The following is a 6,320-nucleotide window of genomic DNA, read 5'->3' as shown; positions in this document are numbered from 1 at the left end:
GGCGACGCGCGAGCGGCCTGAGCGCGCCGGTTGCGCCCGTCGCGGCGGCCGATGCTTACAGTCGCACGGGCGCGGCCGCGCGCGAAACCGATGGCGCGGGATGCGCGGCAGGCAAGGCCGGGCGCGCCAAGCGTTGTGCCAGGGCGACAAAACCGGCCGCCGCCGCGGATTCAATTTCTTTCAGCGGTCGGCCTGGTCTTATGATTCAGCCCACATCGCGCGCGCCATGAGCGTGGCGCGATCGCCACCCGGTTGCGCACGCGGCCGGCAATGAACGGAGACACCTACAAAAGGGCAAGCTCATGAAGCAGACCACCAGACTCGCAGCACTTGCAGGGGGCGCGGCGCTGGCTTTCGCCAGCCAGTACGCGGCGGCACAAAGCTCGGTCACGCTGTGGGGCGTCGCGGACGTCAGCGTTCGCTACCTCACCAACGCGAACGCGAACAACGACGGCCTGCTGCAGATGACCAACGGCGCGATCACGAACAGCCGCTTCGGCATCTACGGTACGGAAGATCTCGGCGGCGGCCTGAAGGCGCTGTTCAATCTCGAAAGCGGCGTGAACCTGCAGAACGGCGCATTCGCCGACAGCGGCCGCCTGTTCAACCGCGCTGCGTACGTCGGCCTGCAGAGCCCGTACGGCACGGTCACGCTGGGCCGTCAGAAGACGCCGCTGTTCGACCTGCTGTCGGACACCTACGATCCGCTGACCGTTGGCAACTACCTCGAAAACGCGTGGCTGCCGGTCGCACTCGGCGGCGGCCTGTATGCGGACAACCAGATCAAGTACACGGGCAAGTTCGCGGGCCTGACCGCGAAGGCGATGTACTCGACGGGCACGAACTACGAATCGACCGGCGCCGGCGGCTTCTCGGGCCAGATTCCGGGCTCGCTCGGCAAGGGCAATGCGTGGGGCGTGTCGCTGTCGTACGTGATGGGTCCGCTCAGCATCGCGGCCGGCGCGCAGCAGAACAGCGACAACTCGGCACGCAAGCAGACGATCTACCACGCGAACGTCGTCTACGCGTTCAGCAAGGCGAAGATCTACGCGGGCTACCTGCGCTCGAAGGACGACACGGGCTTCGTCGACAGCCTGCTCGCGCAGCAGACGATTCCGACCGCCAAGGGCACCGGCCGTATCGACGACGGTCCGTTTGCGGGCGTGAGCTGGCAGGTCAGCACGCCGCTGACGCTGACGGGCGCGTTCTACTACGACCACATGCGCAACGCGATGACCGCGAACGGCACGCTCGCGAGCGGCAACCGCTATGCGATCGTCGGTATCGCCGAATATGCGCTGAGCAAGCGCACCGAAATCTACGGCACGATCGACTTCAACAAGACGAACGGCGCGGCCAACGTCGAACTGCCGGGCCGCAGCAACCAGACCGGCATTGCGATCGGTCTGCGCAATATCTTCTGACGAACGTCGGATCGCCGACGCCGGACGCCAGTCCGGCGCAGCTCGAAGAGGCTCCCGCGGGAGCCTCTTTTTTTGCGCGCGCAACCTTCATATGCGTACGCGACTATTCGGCGAATGCTCCATTGCGCGAGGCCCGCGGCGTAAGCCGTTCGTCGGTATTGCCGAACATACTTTGACAGTGCGCGCGAGCGCTTTCCGCTACGCTGCCTGCATGGCTCCGGTACTTGCCGGTGCGTAACTTGTGTATCCGGCGATCACAGACACATTGCGCCGGATTTTTTCGTGTGACGATGCACGTCACGATTGCTCGAAAAGGGGTTGACGATGGGTATCCTGAACACCGTAGGTGAAATCGCCGGTGCCGTGGCGGCTGTCGAAGCGGCCGAGAAGCTCGACCCGGATGCGGGGCTGCTGACGAAGGCGGCCGCGGCCGTCGCGGGCTTCAAGGGCGCCGAAGCGCTCGAAGGGCTGCTCGAGAAGAAGGAAGACGCGACCGAACAGGCAGCGGACGACACGCAGGCGACGGACGGCAGCGACACGTCGCAGGCATGAGCATGGCGGCCGGTCCGGCCCGTTCGCGCAGCGTGCGCGAATGCGGCGGACCGGTGCCGCGCGACCGGCGCGCCGGACATGCGGTCGATCGGTGACGCATGACGACCCGGCAGTCGGATTGACCGGCGAGAGGCGACGTCTCTCGCCGTTTTTTATGCGCGCCCGCCGCGGGGCGTTCCGCACGAATTCCCGAATCTTGCTATCGTGCCGTCATCCTGATCGAGATGAGGGCATGCGATGGACTTCGACTACGACCTGTTCGTGATCGGCGCCGGCTCGGGCGGCGTGAGGCTCGCGCGGATGTCCGCGTCGTACGGCGCGCGCGTCGGCATTGCGGAGCAAGAACAGATCGGCGGCACGTGCGTGCTGCGCGGCTGCATCCCGAAGAAGCTGCTCGTCTATGCCTCGCATTACCCGCACGACATCGAGGACGCGAAGGGCTTCGGCTGGACCTTCGGCGCCGGCACGCTCGACTGGCATGCGCTGATCGCCGCGAAGGATCGCGAGATCAACCGGCTCAGCGACATCTACGTGAGCCTGCTGCGGCAATCGGGCGTCGACATGATCGCCGGGCGCGCGACGATCGTCGATGCGCATACGGTCGCCGTCGGCGAGCGGCGGATTCGCGCGCGCCACATCGCGATCGCGACCGGCTCGCGTCCGTCGCTGCCGCCGCGTCCGGGCATCGAGCACGCGATCACGTCGCGCGAAGCGCTGTCGCTCGACGCGCTGCCTGCGCGCATCGCGGTGGTCGGCGGCGGGTATATCGCGGTGGAGTTCGCGGGCATCTTCAACGGCTTCGGCAGCCGCGTCGACCTCTTCTATCGCGGCGAAACGATCCTGCGCGGCTTCGACGACGACGTGCGACAGTTCCTGTCCGACGAGATGGCGAAGCAGGGCATCGCAATTCATACGGGCGCGACGATCCAGGCGATCGAGCGCGCCGACGACGGCACGCTGAGCCTGCGTGTCGGCGAAGCAAAGCATGGCCCGTACGATGCGGTGCTGTACGCGACGGGCCGCGTGCCGAACGTCGAAGGGCTCGGCCTCGAGGCGGCGGGCGTCGTGCTCGATGCGCGCGGCGCGATCGCGGTCGACGCGTATTCGGCGACGTCGGTCGATTCGATCCACGCGATCGGCGACGTGACGTCGCGGCCGCAGCTCACGCCGGTCGCGACGCGCGACGGCGCGCTGCTCGCGATGACGCTGTTCGGCGGCCGCCGTGTCGCGACCGATCACGAATGGGTGCCCTCGGCCGTGTTCAGTCAGCCGGAAGTCGCGACGGTCGGCCTCACCGAGGCGCGCGCGCGCGAGCAGTACGGTGCGGTCGACATCTACCGCACGTCGTTCAAGGCGCTGCGCCATACGCTGTCGGGGCGCGACGAGCGCACGCTGATGAAGCTCGTCGTCGCGCGCGACAGCCAGCGCGTGGTCGGCGCGCACATGGTCGGCCGCGAGGCGGGCGAGATTATCCAGGGCATCGCGATCGCGATCCGCGCGGGCGCGACGAAGGCGCAGTTCGACGAAACGATCGGCATTCATCCGACGGCGGCCGAAGAGTTCGTGACGATGCGGCAGAAGGTGGCCGACTAGCGGGGTGGGTGCGAACGTGCGTGGGTGCGCACGCGCCCCGCGCGCTCAATGCACGCCGAACGCGTCGAGCAGCCGGTACCAGCTCATCGCGAGCACCAGCGCCGGCGTGCGCAGCGCGGCGCCGCCCGGAAAGTCGCGATGGCGGATCCGGCCGAACAGGTCGAAGCGGCTCGCCTGCCCGTCGATCGCCTCCGCGATCAGCTTGCCCGCCAGCGCGGTCGTGTTCACGCCGTGCCCCGAAAAGCCCTGCGCGAAATACAGCGTCGGCGCGATGCGGCCGAAGTGCGGCGCGCGGTTCATCGTGATGTCGACGAAGCCACCCCATGCGTAGTCGATCTTCACGTCGGCGAGCTGCGGGAACGTCTTCAGCATGTCGCGGCGCATCGCGTCCGCGAGATTGCGCGGCGGCAGCGTCGAATAGCTGACCTTGCCGCCCCACACGATGCGCGTGTCGGGCGCCGGCCGGAAATAGTCGAGCACGAAGCGGCTGTCGCAGATCGCCGCGCGTGCCGGCATCAGCGCGGCCGCGCGCGCGTCGCCGAGCGGTTCGGTCGCGATCACGTAGGTGCCGACCGGCATGATCTTTCTCGATAGTGCGGGCGCGAGCGTGCCGACGTAGGTATTGCAGGCGAGCACGACGTAGCGCGCGCGCACGTGGCCGCGTTCCGTCTCGACCAGGTGCCCGCCCGCGATGTCGCGCACGCGCGTCGCGCAGCTGTCCTCGTGAATGCGCACGCCGGCCTCGGTCGCCGCGCGCGCGAGCCCGAGCGTGTAATTGAGCGGATGCAGGTGGCCGCTGTCCGGGTCGTAAAGGCCGCCGCGATAGCGTGTCGACTGCACGTAGTCGCCCAGATCGGCACCGTCGACGAAGCGGAAACGGTCGTAGCCGAAGCGCGTCGCCGCTTCGTCGCGCCAGCGCTTCAGCGCATCGACGTCGCGTGCGGTATTCGCGGCGGTCAGGTAGCCCGGCACGAACGCGCAGTCGATGCGGTGCTGCGCGATGCGCGACTTCACGAGCGACAGCGTTTCGATGCCCATGTCCCAGATCCGCTTCACGTCCTCTTCGGGCATGAAGCGGCCGAACGTGTCGATGTCGCAGGCGAAGCCGCCGATCAGCTGCCCGCCGTTGCGGCCGCTCGCCGCCCAGCCGACGCGCGACGCCTCGAGCACGGTCACCGAATGGCCGCGCTCCGCGAGATTCAGCGCCGCCGACAGCCCCGTCAGCCCGGCGCCGATCACGCAGACGTCGGCGTCCGTGGCGCCGTCGAGCGGCGCGTGGCGCGTGACGTCGTTGGCGGTCGCGGCGTAGTACGACGCGGTGTGCGGCTGGTTCGCGAATGTCTGCATGGTCGAAAGACGAAGAAGAAGGAAGTCAGAACAGCTCGCGCACGCGGTGATAGAGCATGCCGAGTTCGAGCGCCGGTTGCCGCCAGGCGTCGCCGCCCGGAAAGCGGCGATGGCGCACGCGCGCGAACAGGTCGAAGGTGCGCGTGTCGCCGGCGATCGCGTCGGCGATCGCGCGGCCCGCGATGCCGGTCAGCGCGACGCCGTGCCCGCTGAAGCCTTGCACGTAGAAGAAGTTCGGATCGAGCGCGCCGAAGTCCGGCGCGCGGTTGCGCGTGACGTCGACGAAGCCGCCCCACGCATGCGCGACGCGCACGTCGGCGAGCTGCGGGAACACGCGCACCATGCGCTGCCGGATCGCATCGGCGAGCGTGTCGGGCGACGCGCCGGCCGAATTCGCGCGGCCGCCGAACAGCATCCGGTTGTCGGCCGACAGCCGGAAGTAGTCGAGAAAGAAATTGTTGTCGCACACGGCTTCGCGCCGGGCGATCAGTGCATCCGCGCGATCCTGCGCGAGCGGTTCGGTCGCGATGATGTACGACGCGATCGGCGCGATGCGCGCGGCCGTCGCGGCCGGCAGGATGCCGCCCGGCCCCGCGTTGCAGCACGACACGACGAAGCGGCAGCGCACTTCGCCGCCGGGCGTACGCACGACGGGCCGTGCCCCGCGCACGACGTCGAGCGCCGGCGTATGCGCGTGCAGGGCGACGCCTTCGCGGCGCGCGGCATCGGCGAGACCGAGGCAGTACTTCAGCGGATGCAGATGGCCGGACAGCGGATCGTGGACGCCGGCGAGATAGCGCGTCGAGGCGATGCGCGTGCGGATCGCATCGGCATCGAGCCACGCGAGCGACGGATGGCCCCAGCGCGACGTCGCCGCGTCCATCCACGCGCGCAAGGCGTCGACGCCGCGCGGCTTCGTCGCGACCGTCAGATAGCCGCGCGTGAAGTCGCAGTCGATGCCGTAGCGCGCGATCCGCTCGGCGATCAGCGCGAGGCCGTCGAACGACAGCGACCACGCGGCGCGCGCACCGTCGGCGCCGAGCTGCCGCTCGATTTCGTCGTCCTTCGCGAAACCCGCGATCGCCTGGCCGCCGTTGCGGCCGGATGCGCCCCAGCCGGGACGGTGCGCGTCGATCACCGCGACCGATAGCCCGCGCGCGCGGCAGTCGAGCGCCGTCGAGAGCCCGGCGAAACCGGCGCCGATCACGCAGACGTCGACGTCGAGCGTGCCGTCGAGCGGCGCATCGTCGGCCGCGCGTACGACCGACGCTTCGTAGTACGAGTCGCGCGCGAGCGCATCGGCGCGGCGGGCAAAAGACTGCTTCATGAACGGACTCCTGAATGGCGACCGGCGGCGGTCGTGGGGCGCCGCGCGCCGGCCGGCCGAAACGGCGCGGGGCGCGC

General features: G+C 69.0%; 5 protein-coding genes. 3 read left to right on the top strand and 2 right to left on the bottom strand.

The window, feature by feature from the left end; all coding sequences use genetic code 11:
- Window positions 1-302: 302 nt before the first annotated feature.
- From HMPREF3115_RS22530 to gor, 3 genes are all read left to right on the top strand, one after another.
- The gene (locus HMPREF3115_RS22530) at window positions 303-1,424 is read left to right on the top strand and encodes a porin (RefSeq protein WP_006408014.1); all 1,122 of its coding nucleotides are present in this window, start codon (window positions 303-305) and stop codon (window positions 1,422-1,424) included.
- A gap of 324 nt (window positions 1,425-1,748) precedes the next feature.
- Window positions 1,749-1,976: a hypothetical protein gene (locus HMPREF3115_RS22525; protein ID WP_035488925.1), complete on the top strand. Its 228-nt coding sequence runs from the start codon at window positions 1,749-1,751 to the stop codon at window positions 1,974-1,976.
- Between the two features lie 237 nt (window positions 1,977-2,213).
- Window positions 2,214-3,569, top strand: a complete 1,356-nt coding sequence (gor, locus tag HMPREF3115_RS22520) for a glutathione-disulfide reductase (protein WP_070556148.1) — start codon at window positions 2,214-2,216, stop codon at window positions 3,567-3,569.
- A gap of 45 nt (window positions 3,570-3,614) precedes the next feature.
- Here gor and HMPREF3115_RS22515 read toward each other — a convergent pair whose 3' ends face one another.
- Complete coding sequence (locus tag HMPREF3115_RS22515) at window positions 3,615-4,916, bottom strand: NAD(P)/FAD-dependent oxidoreductase (protein WP_059939380.1); 1,302 nt, start codon at window positions 4,914-4,916, stop codon at window positions 3,615-3,617.
- Between the two features lie 25 nt (window positions 4,917-4,941).
- Complete coding sequence (locus HMPREF3115_RS22510) at window positions 4,942-6,243, bottom strand: NAD(P)/FAD-dependent oxidoreductase (protein WP_070556146.1); 1,302 nt, start codon at window positions 6,241-6,243, stop codon at window positions 4,942-4,944.
- Window positions 6,244-6,320: the final 77 nt, after the last annotated feature.

This window comes from Burkholderia sp. HMSC10F09 (assembly GCF_001806955.1).
Lineage (GTDB): Bacteria > Pseudomonadota > Gammaproteobacteria > Burkholderiales > Burkholderiaceae > Burkholderia > Burkholderia multivorans.
Note: the sequence above shows the minus strand (reverse complement) of the source record. Positions and strands in the feature narration are given on the sequence as shown.

What these genes read in the sequence shown, in the direction of transcription:
- HMPREF3115_RS22530 (WP_006408014.1), top strand. Translation starts at nt 303, where the DNA reads ATGAAGCAGACCACCAGACTCGCAGCACTTGCAGGGGGCGCGGCGCTG.
- HMPREF3115_RS22525 (WP_035488925.1), top strand. Translation starts at nt 1,749, where the DNA reads ATGGGTATCCTGAACACCGTAGGTGAAATCGCCGGTGCCGTGGCGGCT.
- gor (WP_070556148.1), top strand. Translation starts at nt 2,214, where the DNA reads ATGGACTTCGACTACGACCTGTTCGTGATCGGCGCCGGCTCGGGCGGC.
- HMPREF3115_RS22515 (WP_059939380.1), bottom strand. Translation starts at nt 4,916, where the DNA reads ATGCAGACATTCGCGAACCAGCCGCACACCGCGTCGTACTACGCCGCG.
- HMPREF3115_RS22510 (WP_070556146.1), bottom strand. Translation starts at nt 6,243, where the DNA reads ATGAAGCAGTCTTTTGCCCGCCGCGCCGATGCGCTCGCGCGCGACTCG.